Origin of the sequence: Devosia oryziradicis, from assembly GCF_016698645.1 — a bacterium.
In the GTDB taxonomy this organism is placed as follows: Bacteria; Pseudomonadota; Alphaproteobacteria; order Rhizobiales; family Devosiaceae; genus Devosia; species Devosia oryziradicis.
The window spans coordinates 394,947-411,733 of the sequence record NZ_CP068047.1; the positions used below are offsets into that span (position 1 = coordinate 394,947).

Here is a 16,787-nt window from a genome sequence, read left to right on the forward strand (position 1 = left end):
CGCTTCCTCAGCAATCGGCGGCGGCGGCGACGAAGCAGGCGATGTCGTCGCGGCTGGTGCCGACATCGTTCAGCAGGCGATCGTCCAGCGTGTGCAGCTTGCGGATGGCAATGCGGCGCAGGCGCCAGTCGGTGAATTTCCGGGTCAGGGGTTCGAACATTTCGTATCTCCTAGCGAGCGGCCAAAGCATGCCTTGCCGAAACCCGTCGGTTCCGGATTTGCAGGTTTGGCGGTATCGGTTGGCATGACGGCGTTTCGGAGCGCCGCTGGAACAAACATTGCTTATTCTGCGGGGGCTTCGCTATAGTCGAGAGTGCAAGGAACTTTGCAGAAATGAAAAATGGACTTCAGTTGGGATGACCTGAGGCTGTTTCTCGATGTGGCGCGGCTGGGCGGACTGAGTGCCGCGACGGAGACGACGCGGCTCAGCGCCGCGACGCTGGGCCGGCGCGTCACGGCGCTGGAAAGGCAGGTGGGCGAGCCGCTGTTTCATCGCAGCCAGGCGGGCTACCGCCTGACCCAGGCGGGCGAGGACCTGCTGGAGCGGGCCGAGGACGTGGAAGCGGCCATGCTGTCGCTCAAGCGCTGGAAGGAAGGCGCGCTGGGCGAACGGGTCGTGCGTCTCTCGGCTGGTTCGTGGACATCGGCCTTCGTTGCCAGCCATATCGGCGATATCTGGACGGTCGAGGATCGCTTCGGCCTCGAATTGGTGACCGCCAATCTCAAGGTCGATATCGGTCGGCGCAATGCAGACCTGGGCATCCGCAACCAGCGGCCGACCGAACAGTGGCTGGCGGGACGGCTGCTCGGACGGGTGGCCTATGCGATCTATTCCGGCGTCAACCTGATCAATGGCATCAAGGCCGGCTATTTTGTCGGCATTGCCGGAGAAGCCGGGCAGACCCATTCGGCCCGCTGGATCGAGGCGCGGCATGGCGACCGCATCGCGGTGCGCGGGAATGATACGATGAGCGTGCGCGAACTGGTGGCCAGTGGAGCGGGGCTGTCGGTCTTTCCCTGCTTTGCCGGCGACAGCGACCCCCGGCTGGTCCGGGTCGCCCCGCCCATTGCCGAACTCGAAACCGACCAATGGCTGGTGAGCCATCACGAGGAACGGCACGAGCCGGCCGTGCATGCTGTGGCCGACCGTATCGCCGCGCTGATGAAACGCCATGGAGCATTGTTTCGCGGCGAGATGCGGCGGGGGTGAGGCCTGAGCCGGCCTCGCCAATCTGAAACGTTGCCATTCCGGAAGCTGCAAAGTGGGCGCGCCCACTCGTTAGCCGTCCCTTAGCATTCGGGCCTTATCATTCGCGCCGGGAATGCAGGAGCCGGGATGAAAGCCGCCGCCTTTGTCGTCGGGCCTTTGGACGGGCCGGGCGCCGCATTGATGGATCTTGCGCGGAGGCTGAGTTTTTCGGCCGTGCTGCCCTATGCCGGGGTCGCGCGGGCCGAGCAGCAGACTATTCGCACCCCGGTCTGCTTCTTTCTGTTTGCCGCCGTGCCCGATGTGGCGGAGCTGCGCAGCGTTGCCGAGGCAATCCGCTTCTGCCCCAGCCGGCGGGTGCGCTTTTCGCCGCTGATCTACTTTTCGGAGAGCCCGTCGGTCGACACGATCAGCCGCTGCATCAACATGGGTTTCGACGACGTCATCACCATGCCCTTCACCCGGGCGCGGATCGTCGAGCGGATCGACCGGCAAATCGGCCAGAGCCATATCTACTACGAGACGCCGGGCTATTTCGGCCCCGACCGCCGCGACCGCGTTACCGCGCCCACGCGGGCAGCCGAAACCCGGTTGGGAGGGCAGTTCCGGCGGCTCGAAATCGTGCGCAACCTCCTGACGGGGGTCAATGTGGTGCGCGACGACTTCTACGCCGCCCCCGCTGGCTAGAGTGTCGCCTGCGACACAATTGCAACGTTGCACAAGAGTTCGGAAAACGTTTCCGCCCGCTATTTCCCGGGTCATGGTTTTCGCATAGTCTCGCCGGCGTTCTTCCGCGAGTAGTTTCTGCCATGAGATTCGGCATCGACCTGCCGCCCCAGTTCAAGGTGTTCGGGGCGTTTTTCATTTATTCGTTCTGCATGGGCAGCATGTTCCCGCGCCTGCCGGACATCCAGACCGCAATGGGCGTGGGCGAGGGCCAACTGGGACTGGCGCTGATCGGCTCGGCCGTCGGCACGCTGATCTCGCTGACTTTTGCCGGACGCTTCCTTGAAACCATCGGCTATCGCCGCGTCGTGCTGGTTGCCTTGCCGCTGCTGTCAGCCTGGTACGCGCTGGCCGTATGGGCGCAGGGGCCGCTGATGTTCTTCCTGCTGCTGCTGCCGGTCGGCCTCACCATCGGCTGCATCGAGATCATCCTCAATATCGAAGCCGACCGCGTCGAATATGCCATCGGCCGGCGCATCATGAGCCGCGCCCACGCCTTCTGGAGCCTGGGCTTCTTCTCGGCCGGCATGGTGGGCTCGTTTGTGGCGCAGACGGGACTGCCGGTTCAACTGCACCTGTTATTCATGATCCCGGTCATCGTGCTGGCGACGCTGGTGGTGCTCGGCCGCTTCGAGGCGGCGCCGCACCGCGCCGGGTCAAGCACCGACGAGACACCGCACTTCGCCCGTCCGACCCTGCCCATCATGATGCTGGTGGCGGTGTGCCTTTCTGCCATGCTCATGGAAGGCGCCGGGATCGACTGGTCCGCCATCTATATGCGCGACATGTTTGCCGCGACCCCGTTCTGGGCCGGCATTGCCGTGGCGACGGTCGCCGGCTCGCAGGCCCTTGCCCGCTTCTTCGCCGACGGCTTTGTCGATCGCTACAGCCCCGTGGTGGTGGCGCGCACGCTGCTGGGCATTATGGGTGTCGGCATCCTGCTGGTGTTTTTCGCGCCGGCTGGCTGGGTGGCCTATCTGGGCTTTGCCATGATCGGCATCGGCTCGAGCGCGCTATTTCCGCTGGCCATGTCGGCGGCGGCGCAACAGACCGACCGGTCGGCTGCCGTCAATGTGGCCGCGCTGGCGCAGTTCTCGTTTACGGCATTCCTGCTCGGGCCACCCCTCCTGGGCTATATCGGCGAGCATTTCGGCCTTGTCTGGATCTATGGCGTCGGCCTGCCGCTGGTGGTGCTGGGCCTGGTGACGGCGCAGGTGCTTGAGCCGCGCAAGGCCGGCAAGCAGGTGGCCGCCGAATGAAGATCGCTCCGCAGCACCGGATCTATGCCTGCTTCTTTCTGTTCGCGGTGACGACGGGCGCGCTGATGGCGCGCCTACCCGATATCCAGCGCCACCTGGGCGTCAGCGAGAGCCAGCTGGGCCTGACCATGATCGGCATGTCGATCGGCTCGCTGATTTCCCTGACCTTCGGCGCTTCGGTCATCGAAAAGTTCGGCGTGCGCACCACTGCCTTCTTTACCGTGCTCGGACCGGCGCTACTGTTTGCCACCATCCCGTGGCTGGGGGTGGCGCCGGCGGTGTTCGCGGTCCTGTTCGCCACCGGGCTCTTGTCCGGGGCGCTCGAGATCAATCTCAATGTCGAAATCGACCGGCTTGAGATGCATACGGGCGGGCGGTTCATGAACCGGGCGCATGGTTTCTGGAGTGTCGGCTTTTTCATCACCGCCCTGGTGGGTGCCGGCATCCGCCAGTCCGGCCTTTCGGTCGAGGCGCATCTGGGGCTGATTGCCGCCTTCGTCGTCCTAGTGGGCGGCAACATGATCTGGGGCATCGTGCCGGCGCCGGCGCCGCTGCGGACGCAATCGGAGAACACCCACCGCATTGCCTTCCCGCATTGGGGGCTGCTGCCGCTCTGCCTCATCGGTTTTGCCGCATTCCTCGTGGAGGGCGCGGGCATCGACTGGTCGGCCATCTATATGCGCGACGTGTTCGCCGCCGAGCCCTTCGTGGGCGGCATGGGGCTGACGCTGTTTGCCGGCTTCATGGCGGCGATGCGCCTTGGGGCCGACCCGATCGTGGCCCGCTTCGGACCCCGGCTGGTCGCCATGGTCCTGCTCAGCATTGCCAGCGTGGGCGTGTTGATGGTTGGCTATGCGCCAATACCGGAAATGGCGCTGGCGGGCTTCGCGCTGATGGGCATCGGCTGTTCGGCGGTCTATCCGCTGGCGGTCTCCGCAGCGGCGCAGCGCACCGACCGGCCCGCGGCGGTCAATGTCGCCGCACTCGGACAGGTGAGCTTCGTCGTCTTCTTCCTCGCCCCGCCGCTGCTCGGCTTTGTCGCCGAATATCTGGGCATCCGCAATTCCTACCTCGTCTGCCTGCCGCTGCTGCTGGCGGGGCTGTGGGCGTCGAGCTTTGCGCTCGGCAACCGCGAGGTGGATATGCCCCATGGCGTGCCGCCGGAACCCAGCCCGCAGGGCTGAGCGGCACCCCTCCTGCTGACACGTTCTGGCGCCCGGTTGCGCCAGAACTCTGGCCGGCATATCGAACCCACAAGGCCGAGCGTCCGGCACCGATCGGCAAGGAAACCGCATGCGCCCGCATCACCGAATCTATGGCGTGTTCTTCATCTTCGCGCTTTCGATGGGAGCCCTGCTCTCGCGCCTGCCGGACCTGCAGCGCCAGCTGGGCCTGACCGAGGGCCAGTTGGGCCTTACGCTGATCGCCATGTCCTGCGGCGCCCTGGTGGCGCTGACCTTTTCGGGTCCGCTGATTGCCCGGACTTCGGCCCGCAGAGGCGTCTTCATCACTATATTCGGGGCATCGGTGCTCTATGCGCTGGTGCCGTTCATGCCTTCGGCGCTGCTGGTGGCACCGCTCTTCTTCGTGGCAGGCCTCTTCGCCGGAGCGGTGGAAGTCATCGTCAACCTCGAGGCGGACAGGCTCGAGGCCCAACTCGGCTACCGCATCATGAGCCGCACCCATGGCATGTGGAGCCTGGGCTTCTTCGTCACGGCGCTTGTCAGTGCCGGTGTGCGCCAGGCCGGGGTGCCCATCCATATTCACCTGGGCGTGGCCCTGCTGGTGGTGATCGTCGCGGGGTCGATCGTGTTCCGCGGCATCGAGAATGCCCCGCCGCGGCCCGACACGCATGAGGGCAAGACCCCGCTGATTGCCTTCCCGACGCCGGGCCTTGCCGCGCTCTGCATCATCGGCGCGGCGCCGTTGCTCGCCGAAGGCGCGGGCGTGGACTGGTCGGCCATCTACATGCGCGACGTCTTCAGCGTCGAGCCCTTCGTCGGGGGGCTCAGCATCACCATTTTCTCGCTGTTCATGGCGATTGCCCGCCTCACCATGGATGGTGTGGTCGATCGCTTCTCGCCGCGCGCAGTGGCGACCGCCCTGCTGCTGATCGCCATTGCCGGGCTCGTGCTGGTGGCGCTGGCGCCGCACGAATATGTGGCGCTGGTCGGCTTTGCGCTGACCGGCATCGGCTGCAGCGCGGTCTATCCGCTGGCCGTATCGGCGGCGGCGCAGCGCACCGATCGGCCGGCCCCGGTCAATGTCGCCTCGCTGGGGCAGATGACGTTTGTCGTGTTTTTCCTGGGGCCGCCGCTGCTGGGTTTCGTGGCGGAACGCTTCGGCATCCGCATGTCCTATTGGGTCGTGGTACCCACGCTGGTGGCGGCGCTGCTGGTGGTCAAGGCGCTGCCGGCATCACGGGCGCAGGGGAAGCCGGTATCGCAGCATGGCTGATCTTCCGCCCATCGTCGACCTGCGCCAGTCCGCCACAGCCTTGCGCGTGCAGCGCGGCGTGATGCGAATGCTGCGCGAGCGGCACGACATGGCCTGCTATGCCGAAGTGCCGCTGGCCAACGGCCGTCGCGCCGACGTGCTCGCCGTGGGGCCCAGGGGGGAAATCTGGATCATCGAGATCAAGTCGAGCCTCATCGATTTCCAGGTCGATCGCAAATGGCCGGAATACCGGGAATTTTCCGACAAGTTCTTCTTTGCCAAGCCCCCGGAGCTGGACGCCGGGATCTTTCCCGAAAGCGAGGGGCTGATCGTGGCAGACGGGCATGATGGCGCCATCCTGCGCGATAGCCCGGACACGCCGCTGGCGCCCGCCCGGCGCAAGACGCTGATGCTCAAGCTGGCGCGACTCGGAGCAGACCGCATACACGTGCTGATGGATCCCGGTCCCAAGTGAGTTCCATGCCCATCGTCCGCTGGCGCATCGTGGCGCTGTTCTTCGTGCATGCCCTGACCATCGGGGCCATCCATACCCGTATCCCGGACGTGCAGCTGCAGATCGGCCTCAGCGAAGCCCAGCTCGGTCTGGTGCTGATGGGGCAGCCGCTCGGGGCTTTGTCGATGTTCCTGTTTTCGAGCCGGATCATCGAGCGGTTCGGGCCGCGGCAGGTGATCCTCATCCTGTTGCCGTTGGCGGCGGTCAGCGCGGCGATGGTGACGATCATGCTCAATCCATGGGTCATGTTCGTGCTGCTGGCTTTCAACGGCGTCAGTTTCTCGCTGACCAATATCGCCATCAATGTCGAAGCCGACCGCATCGAGGCCGCCTCGGACAGCCGGATCATGAACACCTGCCACGGCGCCTGGAGCATCGGCTTTCTCCTGACCTCGCTGCTTGGCGCGGCACTGCGTGGCCTCGATGTCAGCCCGGCGCTGCATCTGTGGCTGCTGGCCCCTGTGGTAATCGGCATGATGCTGCTGATCGTGCTGCCGATGCCGGTGACGCCGCCCCGCGCCCATGCCGGGGACAACAAGCGGCGCCTGGCCTGGCCGACGCTGGCCACGATGGGGCTCGTCGCCTTTGGCCTGGGTGCCGGGCTGACCGAAGGCGCATCGCGCGCCTGGTCCATCATCTACCTGCGCGACAATTTCGACGTCGCGGCCTGGATCGAGTCGCTCGCCCTGCCGGCGCTGCTGGCCACCATGGCCCTGGGGCGACTGGCGGCCGACCGCTTCATCGATCGTTTCGGCCCCGTGCGGGTGGCGCGGGTGCTGGCCAGCATCGCCGTCGGCGGCATGGTGTTGCTGGTGGTTTCGCCCAATGCCGGCCTGGCGCTGGCCGGCTTCGCCCTGGTGGGTATCGGCATCTGCGTGCTCTACCCACTCATGCTGTCGGCAGCGGCGCGGCTGGGCGACCGGCCGGCGAGCCAGAACGTTGCCGCGACAACGCTGATCTTCCAGCTGGTCAACCTGGGCGCGCCGGTACTGATCGGCGCGGTCGCGGAAGGATTGGGCATCCGCATGGCCTTCGCCATGCTCCTGCCGCTGCTGGTGCTGACCTGGGCCATGGCCGGCAAGCTGGCACCGAAGGCGCAGACTACCGCCTAGCTACTCATCAAAGCTCTGGCTTTCCACCGGCGTGATCGGCGTCGCGATCGGGGGTGGGGTGGGGGTAGCACCCAGGACGTCGAGCTCCTTTTGCAGGGCGCGCATGACGGCGAGCTTTTCGGCATCCGAGCCCGATTGCAGCCGCTGGCTGAGGCGGATGGTGAAATCGGAGAAGGCATTGTGCCAGTCCGAATGCACCTGCAGCGGATCGATGCGCGGCGTGGGCGCCTGGGCCTTGCCGGCAATGCCCGCAGCGGTTAGTTCGAAATAGTCGTCGAGGAGCGGCAAGAGCACCTGGTCGCCGGCAACCCCGGTGGCCATCAGCGCCGCGCGAAGCGCGGCGCGCTCTTCGTCCTCGCCATGGGTGAGGAAGATCGCACCGTGAGCCGGCAGGCGGGCCTTGATCCAGGCCATGAGCTCGGAATGGTCGGCATGGGCGGAGTAATTGCCCATCGAGCGGATGGTGGCGCGGATGGGCACCAGGGTGGAATGGATGCGGGCTTCCCTGGCGCCGCTGAGGATCACGTGACCCAGCGTACCGGGCGCCTGATAGCCCACGAAGAGTACGGTGGCGTTCGCGCGGATCAGGTTGTTGCGCAGATGGTGCTTGATGCGCCCGGCATCGGCCATGCCCGAGGCGCTCATGATGATGGCGCCGCCGCGGATGGAATTGATGGCCTTGGATTCCTCCACGCCCTCGACGATGCGGAAGCGAGGATCGTTGAACAGCTCATCGGCGCCCAGTTCGACATCGTCGAACATTCGCGCATATTTACGATAGACGCCGGTGACCTTGGAGGCCAGCGGACTATCGAGAAACACCAGCTTGGGGTCGATCTCGCCTGCTTTGATGAGATAGCCGATATCGTGCAGCAGCTCCTGGCTGCGCTCGACGGCAAAGGCGGGGATGACCAGGTTGCCACCACGCGCCATGGCGGCGTTGATCTCTTCCTTGAGCGCGGCGCGGCGCTGAACAAGGGTATAGTCCTCGCGCTCGCGCCCGCCATAGGTGCTCTCGCTCAGAATGTAGTCGAAGCCTGCGGGGCCCTCGGGCTCGTTGTAGAACACCTTCTCGTCCGGCCCGATGTCGCCCGAGAACATCAGGCGGATGGTCTTGTCGCCATCCTTGACCTCGACCTCGATGGAGGCCGAGCCGATGATATGGCCGGCATTCCAGTAACGGGCGCGCACGCCCGGACCGGGCTCGATCCATTCGCCATATTGGCAGGTCTTGCGGTGCTGGAGCGCCTCTTCGGCATCCTCCATAGTGTAGAGCGGCTTGGCCGGTTCGTCGCCGCGGCGGTTGTGCTTCTTGGTCTCGCGCTCGGCCTCGCTTTCCTGGATGCCGGCGCTGTCGGGCAGGAGATATTCGAGGAGGCCCGAGGTTGGCTCGGTCATCCACATGGGGCCCCGCCAACCCTCGCGGTAAAGCTTGGGCAGGAGCCCGGCATGGTCGATGTGCGCGTGGGTCAGCAACAGGAAATCGATCGCCTTGGGGTCAAAGGGCGTCGGCTTGAGATTGAGGTCGCGCACGCTCTTGTTGCCCTGGAACAGCCCGCAATCGACCAGGAACTGGCCCTGCGCATGCTGCACGCGATAGCAGGATCCGGTGACCGTACCCGCCGCGCCATGGAAGTGAAGGGTGACGGTCATGGCGGCTCTCCTGATTTTTTTTGCTGTGTTGGTCGCAGTTGACCCCAGCAATACGTCCTTGTCGAGGAGCGTTGCAACGCCGCCAGCAGGCTCGCGTTGCGTTACCAGCAAAAGGAGACCAGCAAATGCCCTATGTCGATGGATTCGTTGCCGCCGTCCCCAAGGCCAACAAGCAGGCCTATGTCGAGCATGCGCGCGAGGCTGCCGTGCTGTTCAAGGAGTGGGGCGCCACCCGCATCGTCGAAACCTGGTCGGACGACGTCCCCGAAGGCAAGCAGACCGATTTCATGAAGGCGGTCCAGGCCAAACCCGATGAGGCCATCGTCTTTTCGTGGATCGAATTTCCCGACAAGGCGACGCGCGACGCCGCCGGACAGAAGATGATGAACGACCCGCGCATGCAGGCCATGAAGATGCCCTTCGATGGCGCCCGCATGATCTATGGCGGGTTCGAAACGCTGTTCGTGGCCTAACGCGGCGCGCGCTTGGCCAGGATGCGCTGCAGGGTGCGGCGGTGCATGTTGAGCCGGCGCGCCGTCTCGGAGACGTTGCGGTCGCACAGCTCATAGACGCGCTGGATATGTTCCCAGCGCACCCGATCGGCCGACATCGGGTTTTCCGGCGGCTCGGGCTTGTCCTCGCCGGTGGCCAGCAGCGCATTGATGACGTCGTCGGCATCGGCGGGCTTGCTGAGATAGTCGATGGCGCCCAGTTTCACCGCGGTGACGGCGGTGGCGATATTGCCGTAGCCGGTCAGCACGACGGCACGCGCATCGGGGCGCTTGGTGTGGAGGGCGGAAACCACTTCGAGCCCGTTGCCGTCCTCGAGCCGCAGGTCGACCACCGCATAGGCCGGCGGCTTGTCGGCCACTGCCGCCAGGCCCTCGGCAACCGAGCCGGCAATGCGGACATCGAAGCCGCGGCGCGCCATGGCGCGCTCAAGGCGCTGGAGGAAAGCCGCGTCGTCATCGACAAGCAGCAGGCTGGGGTCGGTGGCCAGGAGATCTTCGATCGTGCTCATGGCCCTTCACATAAGGCTTTGGTGCGGAAAGGTCAAAATCTGCGGTTCAAATGCTCCCCGCCTCAACGGCACTCCGCGGCCAGACAATCCGCACCCGGGCATGGCCGTTGGCGGCGATGTTTTCGAAGGCCAGGCGGCCCCCGGTGCGCTCGAGCAGGGTCTTGGCGATGAAGACGCCCAGGCCCAGGCCGCCCGGCTTGCTGGCATCGGGGCCCTGTGGATCGCGCGGACGGCTGGTGAGGTAGGGCTCGCCCAGCCGGGCGATCAGCTCGGGCGCAAAGCCGGGGCCGTCGTCGGTGATCGAGACCGAAACGGCTTCGAGGTCCCATGAGGCCTCGACCCGCACGTTGCTGCGGGCGAAATCGGTAGCGTTTTCGATGAGGTTGCCCAGCCCATAGAGCAGGCCCACGCTGCGCTGGAAGACCGGCGGTGGGCCGGCGGCCTTCTCGTTGTAGAACAGGATCGCCTTACCGCGCCCCTCATGCGGGCGGGCGACTTCGGCCAGAAGGTCGGTCAGCGGCACGGCGGCAAAGGGGTCATTGTCCTCGGCACCCAGGTTGCGCAGTTTGGCCAGGATCGCACGGCAACGCGCCGCCTGCTCGATGATGAGCTCGACGTCGTCGGCCAGGTCGCTGCCCGGTTCGGCTTCGGCGCGCATTTCCTTGGCGGCCAGGGCGATGGTCGATAGCGGCGTGCCCAATTCATGCGCGGCGGCGGCGGCGAGGCCATCGAGCGCCGAGAGCTGCTCCTTGCGCGACAGGGCCAGTTCGGTGGCCGCCAACGCGTCGGCGATCTGGCGTGCGTCGTGGGCGACGCGATTGGTATAGGCCGAGATGAAGACCACGCCGCAGACGATCGAGACCCAGATGCCGATGACATAGATGCGGTTGAAGACGATCTGCTCGTTGGGCGCCCAGGGCAGCGGCAGGTGCCAGACCGACAGGGACGAGGCAATGACGGCCGCCAGGAGCGCGATGAAGAAGGTCGCCCGCTGTGGCAGGGTGGTCGCCGAGACCGAAACCGGCGCCAGCAACAGCAGCGAAAACGGATTTTGCAGCCCTCCCGTGAGCGCCAGGAGACCCCCCAGTTGCAGGAGGTCGAAGGCGACCTGGCTGGCCGCCGAGAGCGAGGAAGGGCGGTGCGAGCCGCCCAAACGCAGGATCAGGCCCAGGTTGAGCGCGGCCGAGGCGGCGATGAGGGCGAAGCATTCCAGCAGCGGCAGCGGGAAACCGAGCCCGAACGCCACGAACAGCACGCCGATGGCCTGTCCACCCACCGCCAGCCAGCGCAGCAGCACCAGGGTTTGTAGCCGCAAGGGCCGCCAGGTGGAGGGCAATGGCAGGCCATCGGCCTGGGTCATGGTCATGTCAGGGCCTTTCGGGGGCATGGAGCGGTCGCGCCATAGTGAGGCAAAAACGGGATTTCAAGATCAAATATCGACAGGCACAGCATTGATCCCACCCCGGGGCGGGCCACCTAAGGGTCATCGTGACTGGGAAAGTGAAACGAAAATGACCACAGCAATCATCAAACCTCAATGGTCCCCGCTGACCATCGCCCTCATGGTTTTGGGCTTCATCGTCTTCCCGCCTTTGGGCTTCATCATGCTCGCCTACATCATCTGGGGTGAGAAGTTCGGCGGCTCGGCAGAGAAGGCCGGCGCCTACTGGGACAAGGGCAAGGCCTGGTGCACCTCCAACAAGCACCGCCACCACAGCTGGAACAACCACAATCGGAGCTATGGCATGAACTCGAGCGGCAATGCAGCCTTTGACGAATACCGCGCCGAACAGCTCAAGCGCCTCGACGAAGAGCGCGCCCGCCTCGACGCCGAGATCGACGCCTTCCACGAATACATGGCCAACCTGAACAAGGCCAAGGATCGCGAAGAGTTCGATCGCTTCATGAACGAGCGCCGCGGTTCGCGCCAGGGCTATACCGAGCCCAAGCCCGACAATGGCGACCAGAACAACAATGGCTGGGGCAATAACGGCTAAGCCGACCCAGCCCGGCGGGATGCGCGAACCGCGCGTCGTTCGCCAGGACCTCCTCCCCTCCTGAAGCCGGTCGTTTCCCAACGACCCACCTGGCGCCCCGCAAGGGGCGCCATTTTTGTTCGGGGCTTGCTACTCGCGGTGTCATTCCCGCGAAGGCCGGAACGATCCCTGGGGTGGGAGTCATCATGGTCAAATCAGGCTATTATCATTCCGCGATTCCCCGGGACCTCATGAACCTCTTCTTCCGCGCCAGGCCGAAAATTCCCGCTAGCACCGTCATCGAGATTGATGGCGCTCCGGTGACCATCGTCGTCCGCGTCAATGCGCGGGCCCGCAGCTACAGGCTGTCGCTCCCCCATAGCGGCGGGCCGCTGCTGACGCTGCCGCCGCATGGCAAGTGGGCCGAGGCCGAAGCCTTCCTGGTGCGCCACCGCAACTGGCTGGCCGCCCGGATCAAGCGGGCGCCCGAGGCTGGCCATTTCGGCGATGGCGGCGTCGTGCCGCTGCGCGGCGTCGACCACCGCATCATCGGAACGGGCAAGCTGCGCGGCCGGGTGGAAGTGGCCGACGATGGCGGGGAGGCAGTCCTGCTGGTGCCGGGCGATCCGGCGCACCAGGCGCGGCGGCTCACCGACTGGCTCAAGGACGAGGCGCAGGCCGATCTCAGCGCCCGCACCGCCATCCACGCCGCCCGGCTGGGCGTCACCGTCAAGTCGGTCAAGATGCGCAGCCAGTCGAGCCGCTGGGGCTCGTGCTCGTCATCGGGCAATATCAACTACAACTGGCGGCTCATCCTGGCGCCGCCTTTCGTGCTCGACTATGTGGCGGCCCACGAGGTGGCGCACCTGGTCGAAATGAACCATTCGGCGGCCTTCTGGGCGACAGTCAAGCGGACACTGCCCGACATGGAAAGAGGCCGCGCCTGGCTCAAGGCGCATGGCCGGCAGCTGATGGCGCATGGGGGATAGCCTTCACCTCCCCCTCCATGGGGAGAGGTGAAGACGTCAGTTCTGCTGGTCGCCGAAGATCAGGTCCATCAGCGTACGCTGGCGTTCCGGCTCCTGGTAGACCTGCTGCTGGCCGACAGCGGCCGGCGGCTGCGGCTGGGCTGGGGCGCTGGGCACCCAGACCTGCTGGCCGGTGGCCGGATCGACCACCAGGACCATGGGCAGGCCGGTATTGGGGTCGATCGGCGCCTGGCCGACGCCATTGGTCTGCTGCTGCAGCGGGAAGCCCGTCACCGGGTCGATCGCCTGCGGCTGCGTCCCGACGACCTGCCCGACCGGCATGCCGGTAGCCGGGTCGATCTGGACGCCATTGGCATCGACCAGCATGCCGCCGGTATTGTTGACCGGCATGCCGGTGGCCGGATCGAGCTGCGCGCCGACGACGGCGCCGGTCGCCGGATCGATCATCTGGCCAGTCTGGATGGGCTGCTGGGCGGACTGGGCGGCCGTGGCCGGGACATACTGGCCGGTGGCCGGATCGAGCTGCATGAGTTGGCCGGTCGCCGGATCGGTCATGGTCTGGACGGGGGCGCCCGTACCGGCATCGACATACTGGGTCATCGGCTGGCCGGTGGCCGGATCGATGACGGCCTGCCCGGTGGCGGGGTCGACGACCGGCTGGGCCACGAGCTGGCCATCATAGCTGCCGCCCGGGATCTGGGCGACCTGCTTGCCGGCATGGGCCTTGGTCATGAATTCGGACCAGATGGCTGCCGGCACGTTGCCGCCCGACAGCGTGGTCTTGGTATCATCGTCATTGCCCAGCCAGACGCCGGTGACCATGGCGGCGGTGTAGCCGACAAACAGGGCGTCGCGCGCGCTCTGGGACGTGCCCGTCTTGCCGCCGAATTCCCAGCCCCCCAGATTGGCGCCCTTGCCCGTACCCACCTCGACGGCGGTTTCGAGCATGTCGTTCATCTCGGCCAGGATATTGGGAGCGACAACGCGGCCGGGGCCCGCATCGGAGGCCTGGTAGAGCGAGGTGCCATCCTTTGACGTGATCGAGGTAATCACATTGGGGATGACGCCGAAACCGCCATTGGCAAAGGGCGCATAGGCGCTGGTCAGCTCGAGCAGGTTCACTTCCTGCGTGCCCAGGGCGATGGAGGGCACGGGGGTGAGCGGCGAGGAAATACCCATGCGGGTCGCCACTTCGATCACCGCCTCTGGCGTGACGTCGATGGCCAGGCGTGCGGCAATGGTGTTGAGCGAATAGGCCAGGCCCTGGCGCAGGGTCACGGTGCCGGCATACTTGCCCGAGGCATTGCGCGGGCTCCAGCCGTTATAGGTAAACTGGGCATCCTCGGCCAGGGTATCGGGCGTATAGCCCTTTTCCATGGCGGCCATGTAGACGAAGGGCTTGAAGGTGGAGCCGGGCTGCCGCTTGGCCGTGACGGCACGATTATATTGGCTGGCCTGGTAGTCGACGCCGCCGACCATGGCGCGAACCGTGCCATCGACATCCATGGCAACCAGGGCGCCCTGGCTGAAACCACGCTTGGGGCCTTCGGAGGCGACCAGTTCCTTGACGATGAACTCGGCATCCTTCTGCATCTTGAAGTCGATGGTGGTCTGGACCACCACGTCGTCCTCGATCTCGCCGATATAGGCCGTCATCAGGCTTTCCACCCAATCGGCGACATAGTCTTCCGAGCCGGCCACGCGAGTGCGCACGGTCTGGCTGGGATCGATCTGGGCCGCCGCGGCCTCTTCCTCGGTAATGAAGCCATCGCGGGCCATGGCAGCCAGCGACAGGCGCTGGCGCTCGATGGCGCGTTCCGGGTTGGTCTTGGGATTGTAGGCGGAGGGCGCGGGCAGGATGCCGGCCAGCATGGCCGCCTGGCCCAGCGACAGGTTGCGGGCCGAAACGCCGAAATAGGTCTGCGCCGCCGCCTCGATACCCGTTGCACCGGCGCCGAAATAGACGCGGTTCATATAGAGTTCGAGGATTTCTTCCTTGGTGTAGTTCTGCTCCAGCCACACCGCGAGAATGGCCTCCTGCACCTTGCGGCCCAGGGTCTGGTCGGGCGTGAGGAACAGGTTCTTGGCCACCTGCTGGGTGATGGTCGAGGCGCCGCGGGTCACGCCGCGCGCCTGCACCGACTCTATGGCCACAGAAATCAGGCCGAGCGGATCGACGCCGAAATGCTGCATGAAGCGGCGGTCTTCGCTGGCGATGATGGCGGCCGGCACATAATAGGGCAATTCGCGATAGGTAATGGCCTCGCCGCCCGTGGCGCCGCGGTTGGAGATCAGGCTGCCATCGGCCGCCAGGATGCGGATATTTGGCGGGCGATCCGGAATGGCCCAGGTGTTGGACGAGGGGAGCTGGGCGCCGTAGTAGACGATGACGCCGATCACCGCGATGCCGCCCCAGAGGCAGGCGACGAAGCTCCACCATAGCAGGCCCATGAGGAAGCCACCGCTGCGCGAGCGTTTCTTGCGGACCGGCTTGGCCTTGCCGCGACGCGGGGCCTTGGGCGGCTTGCCGCCACCGCCCGAACCGCCGCTACCGACGCGTTCATCGCTCACCGAGAAAGGCATGGACTGTCCCAGGGTGGGCTCCACGCGCTGTCCCTTGCCGCCACGGGCCGCAGGCTGGAGCTTGCTGCCCTTGCCTGGCTGATTGCCAACGCGGTCATCGGCGGTAATGCGAAAATCCATCAAGCGGACCCTGAACTCTCTTGCCTGTCGCGCTTCTACCCTGTTCGGCCCGGATGGGAAACAAGAGGTTAGCGAACGGTTAAGGCTGATCAGACCGTCTCATGGGCTGGCTGCCAGCGGGGCATGGCTGCCCGGGCGCTTCCCACGCGATCACAGCTACGCTTCTCAAAGGCAATTGTGGCCGGTTTATGTGGGATTTTGAGGTGCTCACGTGGTGTTGCGGCGGCGTCACATGCCGATCAGCAGTAGAGCTCGTGATAGGCCATGAGGGCCGACCCCAGGAAGAGCTCGGAGCGCCCGGTCCACGGGATCACCACCTCTTCGGTATAGTCGCCGGTCTCGCAGTCGTAGACGATCCGCATCTCGCCGACTTCCTTGCCCGCCAGCGTCAGCGTCAGGGCATGAGCGCGCGGGTCGGAGGCGTCGCCGACATTGGCCACGATGTCATAGAAATAGGGCGCATCGATATAGACGCGGAGAAGCGGCGTTACGCCATCCTCCTGGGCAAGAGCCGGTGACACCAGCGTCAAGGCGACAGCAAGGGCAAGGGCGCGTGTCATCAACTGGCCTCCTCGAAATGGTTTGTGCGGCCGATGGCGGCCAGCTTATGAGAAGCAATGAACAACAAACCAGCTGAATGGGCGATGAAGGCCGCCCTGGTCGCCGGCCTGCTGCTCCCGGCGCCCGCCCTTGCCGACGACAAGGCCACGTTGGAGCGCGCACTGGCTGCTGCCATCGCGACATTTGAAGCGGCCCTGCCGCATCTTGATACCAGTGAGTTCGGGGTCGATGTCGCCGCCTATCGCGACGCCCTGACGCTTGGCCGGTTCTCATCGGGCCATTGGGGCGGGACGGTAAGCGTCGCAACCGTCATCCGCGACGGCGCCACCGGTTCATGCGGCCGCTTTGCGGCTTTCGTGCGCATCCCGCCCGAGAATGGCAGCGTGAGCCTGGTCCTCTGCCCGCAGTTTTTCGCCGACGGCGCCGACGCGCTGCGCGAGCTGACGGTGCTGCACGAAATGGTGCATGTGGTCGCCGGCGGCGATGAATGCCGGGCCATGGCGTTTGCCGCGCGGGTCCAGCAGGCCGCGGATGGGCGGTTCACGCCGGTCGGGGCCTACTGGTCCGCCAATGGATGCGAGGAGTCGGCGTTTCGCCTGCCCGGTTGAGGCATCGCCCTCGCGTGCAAGG

The 16,787-nt window shown here is 65.7% G+C and carries 17 protein-coding genes; 11 read left to right on the plus strand and 6 right to left on the minus strand.

The annotated features are described in order from the left end of the window. Window positions 1-7: 7 nt before the first annotated feature. Window positions 8-160, minus strand: coding sequence for a DUF1127 domain-containing protein (locus JI749_RS01905; protein WP_201658068.1), 153 nt, complete (start codon window positions 158-160; stop codon window positions 8-10). A 180-nt stretch (window positions 161-340) separates the two neighbouring features. On the opposite strand from JI749_RS01905, the gene JI749_RS01910 reads away from it, so the two are divergent. From JI749_RS01910 to JI749_RS01940, 7 genes are all read left to right on the plus strand, one after another. After that, window positions 341-1,210, plus strand: a complete 870-nt coding sequence (locus tag JI749_RS01910) for a LysR family transcriptional regulator (RefSeq protein WP_201658071.1) — start codon at window positions 341-343, stop codon at window positions 1,208-1,210. A 126-nt stretch (window positions 1,211-1,336) separates the two neighbouring features. After that, the gene (locus JI749_RS01915; protein ID WP_201658074.1) at window positions 1,337-1,894 is read left to right on the plus strand and encodes a response regulator; all 558 of its coding nucleotides are present in this window, start codon (window positions 1,337-1,339) and stop codon (window positions 1,892-1,894) included. Window positions 1,895-2,016: 122 nt separating this feature from the next. Then, window positions 2,017-3,192 carry an MFS transporter gene (locus tag JI749_RS01920; RefSeq protein ID WP_201658077.1) on the plus strand — a complete coding sequence of 392 codons (1,176 nt, stop codon included), beginning with the start codon at window positions 2,017-2,019 and terminating at the stop codon, window positions 3,190-3,192. Then, on the plus strand, window positions 3,189-4,376 hold the full coding sequence (locus JI749_RS01925; RefSeq protein WP_201658080.1) for an MFS transporter: 1,188 nt from the start codon (window positions 3,189-3,191) through the stop codon (window positions 4,374-4,376). The genes JI749_RS01920 and JI749_RS01925 overlap by 4 nt, the downstream gene beginning before the upstream one ends. Window positions 4,377-4,485: 109 nt before the next feature. Then, entirely contained in the window at window positions 4,486-5,649 is a 1,164-nt protein-coding gene (locus JI749_RS01930) for an MFS transporter (protein ID WP_201658083.1), read from the plus strand. Further along, window positions 5,642-6,103, plus strand: a complete 462-nt coding sequence (locus tag JI749_RS01935; protein ID WP_201658086.1) for an MmcB family DNA repair protein — start codon at window positions 5,642-5,644, stop codon at window positions 6,101-6,103. Before JI749_RS01930 ends, JI749_RS01935 begins: the two co-directional genes overlap by 8 nt. A gap of 5 nt (window positions 6,104-6,108) precedes the next feature. Beyond that, window positions 6,109-7,254 (plus strand): MFS transporter, encoded by a 1,146-nt coding sequence (locus JI749_RS01940; RefSeq protein ID WP_201658089.1) that lies wholly within the window; start codon window positions 6,109-6,111, stop codon window positions 7,252-7,254. Here JI749_RS01940 and JI749_RS01945 read toward each other — a convergent pair whose 3' ends face one another. Next, window positions 7,255-8,907: an MBL fold metallo-hydrolase RNA specificity domain-containing protein gene (locus JI749_RS01945; RefSeq protein ID WP_201658092.1), complete on the minus strand. Its 1,653-nt coding sequence runs from the start codon at window positions 8,905-8,907 to the stop codon at window positions 7,255-7,257. It lies immediately after the preceding gene. 125 nt (window positions 8,908-9,032) lie between these two features. On the opposite strand from JI749_RS01945, the gene JI749_RS01950 reads away from it, so the two are divergent. Further along, window positions 9,033-9,380 (plus strand): DUF1428 domain-containing protein, encoded by a 348-nt coding sequence (locus tag JI749_RS01950; protein ID WP_201658095.1) that lies wholly within the window; start codon window positions 9,033-9,035, stop codon window positions 9,378-9,380. Here the strand turns inward: JI749_RS01950 and JI749_RS01955 are convergent. Together JI749_RS01955 and JI749_RS01960 are read right to left on the minus strand one after the other, a co-directional pair. Then, on the minus strand, window positions 9,377-9,928 hold the full coding sequence (locus JI749_RS01955) for an ActR/PrrA/RegA family redox response regulator transcription factor (RefSeq protein ID WP_201658098.1): 552 nt from the start codon (window positions 9,926-9,928) through the stop codon (window positions 9,377-9,379). The two genes, JI749_RS01950 and JI749_RS01955, sit on opposite strands and share 4 nt — an antisense overlap. Window positions 9,929-9,974: 46 nt before the next feature. Then, window positions 9,975-11,294: an ActS/PrrB/RegB family redox-sensitive histidine kinase gene (locus tag JI749_RS01960; RefSeq protein ID WP_233280830.1), complete on the minus strand. Its 1,320-nt coding sequence runs from the start codon at window positions 11,292-11,294 to the stop codon at window positions 9,975-9,977. Between the two features lie 145 nt (window positions 11,295-11,439). Between JI749_RS01960 and JI749_RS01965 the strand changes: the two genes are divergently transcribed. Next, the gene (locus tag JI749_RS01965; RefSeq protein ID WP_201658101.1) at window positions 11,440-11,925 is read left to right on the plus strand and encodes a DUF2852 domain-containing protein; all 486 of its coding nucleotides are present in this window, start codon (window positions 11,440-11,442) and stop codon (window positions 11,923-11,925) included. A gap of 185 nt (window positions 11,926-12,110) precedes the next feature. After that, window positions 12,111-12,893 (plus strand): M48 family metallopeptidase, encoded by a 783-nt coding sequence (locus JI749_RS01970; RefSeq protein ID WP_233280831.1) that lies wholly within the window; start codon window positions 12,111-12,113, stop codon window positions 12,891-12,893. A gap of 36 nt (window positions 12,894-12,929) precedes the next feature. Here JI749_RS01970 and JI749_RS01975 read toward each other — a convergent pair whose 3' ends face one another. Both JI749_RS01975 and JI749_RS01980 read right to left on the minus strand, forming a co-directional pair. Continuing rightward, window positions 12,930-15,596, minus strand: coding sequence for a transglycosylase domain-containing protein (locus JI749_RS01975; RefSeq protein WP_201658104.1), 2,667 nt, complete (start codon window positions 15,594-15,596; stop codon window positions 12,930-12,932). A 239-nt stretch (window positions 15,597-15,835) separates the two neighbouring features. Further along, window positions 15,836-16,156, minus strand: coding sequence for a hypothetical protein (locus JI749_RS01980; RefSeq protein WP_201658107.1), 321 nt, complete (start codon window positions 16,154-16,156; stop codon window positions 15,836-15,838). A 57-nt stretch (window positions 16,157-16,213) separates the two neighbouring features. Here JI749_RS01980 and JI749_RS01985 point away from each other — a divergent pair, with 57 nt between their 5' ends. Further along, window positions 16,214-16,765 (plus strand): hypothetical protein, encoded by a 552-nt coding sequence (locus tag JI749_RS01985; protein ID WP_201658111.1) that lies wholly within the window; start codon window positions 16,214-16,216, stop codon window positions 16,763-16,765. Window positions 16,766-16,787 lie beyond the last annotated feature (22 nt).